This is a genomic window from Alkalibaculum bacchi (genome assembly GCF_937875145.1).
In the GTDB taxonomy this organism is placed as follows: Bacteria; Bacillota; Clostridia; order Eubacteriales; family Alkalibacteraceae; genus Alkalibaculum; species Alkalibaculum bacchi_A.
In genome coordinates, this window is the sequence record NZ_CALNCS010000223.1 from 1 (window position 1) to 3,641 (window position 3,641).

The following is a 3,641-nucleotide window of genomic DNA, read 5'->3' on the forward strand; positions in this document are numbered from 1 at the left end:
CTTTTGCTATATCTTCATCCGAATCGCTATTGTCCTGTGAACAATAGCCTGCATGGCAAGCAGAAATATCTGCAAGACTTGCTTCCAGATATGCCCGATATTCTGTATCATGCTCACCGAGGGTAGATAGCATTAATTCTATCCGTTCCTTAAGCAATCTCTCAAATGCTTGTAATAGATAAGGGGTTTTACCTTCTTCGTTTGGTCGGTATGATGATATATCATCGATAAAGAATAATGCCAGTGTCTTTATCTTGAAGTTGCGACCACAGAAGTTTGTTTTTTCTGTCTCAAAATGACGTTCAAGAGCAAGACGCATCATCTGCTCTTGATAAGAGGTCATATAGATATCCACATCCAATTCCTCACCAGTTGACTTTTGAATACCATTAGAAAACTCAACTGTTGATTTGCCAATAGCATGAACCGTAATTCCCTCAAAAGCTTCATTAATGATAGATAGTGAATCTCCAGTTTTAAGAGTAAATGTTTTAGTCGATTCATCACGCTTTTTATACTGAAAGGTAACAGAATCCTTGCTTGTGATGGAAGTGATTTTCACCTTTTCTTCACGCTTGGATACCGGTTCAAAATGCTCCTTCGTTACTCCCTTTATCAAATTTTGATTAAAAGATTCACAGGCATTTAAATCATAGAGCAGGTTTTGGTAGTCTTTTACGGTTATTTTGTTTTTTCCACGTCCACTTGTAGTTTCAGGGAAGGTAGCACCAAAGCGTATAATACACTGTGGTTTTATTTCATCAACGATAACCTTAAATGCCTTCTGGTCACGAGAAAATCTGTGTGGCTCATCAATAATAACAACAGGGTTTGTTGCACGAATAGCATCAAGTGGTCTATAAAAACCTTCTACTCCATAATCATAGTCGTCACGGCTAAGCATACCATTTGATCGGACAACAAGTAGTTGCATATTAACTAATAATACATAAATCTTCTTCGTGTTCTGGCAAGAACCTTTTACAAAGTCGCTCACAACACTCGGGAAATAGGAGCGTCCCTTTTTCTTGTTTTTTGGCGCTTCTAGTACTCCAACTTCAATCTCTGTACCATAGCCACAAACATCGGAAAAATGTCGCTTTACATATTCATCACGCAAAAACTGTGCAGTTCCTGCTTTAATCGCAAGTGAAGGTACAGCGATAATAAACTTATTAAGTCCGTAACGTTTATGAAGCTCATATATAGTATGAGTATAAACGTAAGTCTTTCCTGTACCAGTTTCCATTTTAATATCAATATTCAAGCAGTCACCAATAGGCATACTGCTTCGATATTCTGAAGGTATATTTTTTTGAATTTCTCTAATATTTGCAGCTAGTTTAGGATCAGAAAGAGAAATACTTGGATTTTCATAAAATTGTACAGGAGAAGTTATCTCTACTCCATTCAAAGCAGCACTTATTGCATCTACAGCTTTTTGTTGGTGTGGTAATCCTCGTTGTAGAATAAGTTCCATAACATACCCTCCAATCAATAACGGATATCGAAGTTGATACGCAAGTTTTTCTCCGTATCCTTCAGCCGTTTCAAATTAATTTTTAAAGCTTCCATTTCCGTCCATGTAAAACTATAACCGAATAACACCACGTTCTCAGGATTAAAGCTACCGTCAGTTTCATATTTTACTACAATGGCTTCAATCGCCTTATTAGACAATTCAGGGTCAATTAGGTAAAGATGTTTTCCTATATAATAGCCATTGTATCCAGCAAAATTTAACTCCTCAGCATCTGCTGTAAGTCCATATCCATCTCTAACAAGCCACGTTGCAAGGACGGTAGGTTTTCCAAAATCACTAAGAATGTCTTTGTCAGCAAATAATTTATTTTCAGTAGGGTCAAACTTTTCAAGCTTGTCTAGAGTGTTTTGCTCAGGCTCAACCAATGTATAGTGCTTAAAGCCTAGGTCAACTGTTGTATCTGGATATTCTTCCTTTAGTAAAGTAGCGGCTTTTTTTATGCGATCAATACCAATATCGCATATAGTCCTATAACCATTTTTATAGGCTGAACTTGTTTCTTTACATTTTTCAGGAAGTTGCACCATGATATATTTTCTTCGAGTGTTTTCATCGCAATTCAATTTCATAATAGCTTCTGCAGTTGCGGCTGAACCTGAAAAGAAATCCAAAATAATATCGGAATCCTGAGTACTAAGCTTTGCTAGTAAAGTCATTAGTGCTAATGGCTTTGTATGATTAAATATTTTTTTCCCAATAGTTAAAGCAACATCTTTTGTTGCATTATCATTGGAATACATATTATCTGTCGTCTCTAAGGTCGATAAACACTTAGTACGATCACCATATTCGATGTAGTATCCGTCATCATTCTCTTCAATAGTAGCTTTTTGATAAGTTTTGGTATAAAGCCTACTACCGTTTTTACTGCGCTTTACAACAATAAATCCATTTTTGTATCCAAATTCAAACTTTGCTTTACTCCAGCGCCACGCCCAGTCAGCTGTGTCATGAATTCCAGATTGTCGTTCATTATATAATTCTAATGATGAACCAGGATAAAATACTTCTCCATCTATCTCAATTGGATAATCTAAACTCTTACTATATTGTAAACTATCATAGTCAAGAGTTTGATTTAATTTGTAGTAACCTCGTTCCTCAAAAAACTCATCTTTGTGTTTAAAGGCACTGTCATTATGGGCTATTGGAAACAGAAGTGGTGCATTCGTTTTTGAATACATAAGAACATAATCATGATTTTTAGCAATTATTTCTGATGATTTTCCACCACGCTTAGTTATTCTAGGAAACTCAGCAATAAAATTTTCTTCGCCAAAAACATCATCACATAATAATTTTAAATTATGGCATTCATTATCATCAATACTAATGAAGATTACGCCATCATCTGTAAGTAAATCCCTAGCAAGTAAGAGGCGTGAGTACATAAACATCAACCATGCTGAATGCGATGCCGAACCTCTCTTTGTTAAGTCTAAAATGCGTTGTGCCTGTTCTTCGCTAATACTTAGTTTTTCCGAAAGCTCTTCCACAGTAAAATTGAACTGGTCATTATACACAAATCCATCTGTTCCAGTGTTATAAGGAGGATCAATATAAATACATTTAACTTGACCTGAATAGGACTTCAAGAGATGCTTTAACCCATCAAGATTATCGCCACTTATGTAGATGTTTTCACTGTTCATATTTTCTGGTTTTGAGTTATGTTCCTCGTTTGGCACGACAACAGTTGTAGTATCAATTGAAGCCAACAATCGGGCATAATTTTTTCCTAAAAACTTGAGTTCATAACCCTCTCCTGTGACAGCAATCTTATCACTTAAAAATTCCTTAAACCGTTCAATATCAAAGGACCCATCTGCCCTAAAGCATGAGGGGAAATTTTCTTTTAGTATAGCCATTTCTCGGCTGTTCGGTACTGCAGTATCATTGGCATTCATAATATCCTTAATCATTGCTATCATTCACCTTGCCTTTCTCAATATTATCTGGAACAAACTCTAAGATATCACAAATATCACATTCTAAAGCTGTGCATATTTTTTGAAGTATTTCTGTATTTACATTTTCGTTTCTACCAAGCTTTGTGATAGTTGCCGAGCTAACACCGGAAAGGCGTTGCAAATCTTTC

At 35.9% G+C, this 3,641-nt stretch carries 3 protein-coding genes; all 3 read right to left on the minus strand.

All coding sequences use genetic code 11. From position 1 onward, the window contains the following. On the minus strand, window positions 1-1,480 hold a 1,480-nt coding region (locus tag Q7P22_RS13085; protein ID WP_303864849.1), incomplete at its 3' end, for a type III restriction-modification system endonuclease. 14 nt (window positions 1,481-1,494) lie between these two features. Then, the gene (locus Q7P22_RS13090; RefSeq protein WP_303864851.1) at window positions 1,495-3,465 is read right to left on the minus strand and encodes a site-specific DNA-methyltransferase; all 1,971 of its coding nucleotides are present in this window, start codon (window positions 3,463-3,465) and stop codon (window positions 1,495-1,497) included. Beyond that, window positions 3,458-3,641, minus strand: a 184-nt coding sequence (locus tag Q7P22_RS13095) for a helix-turn-helix transcriptional regulator (RefSeq protein ID WP_303864853.1), incomplete at its 5' end; no start/stop codon positions are given. The genes Q7P22_RS13095 and Q7P22_RS13090, both read right to left, overlap by 8 nt.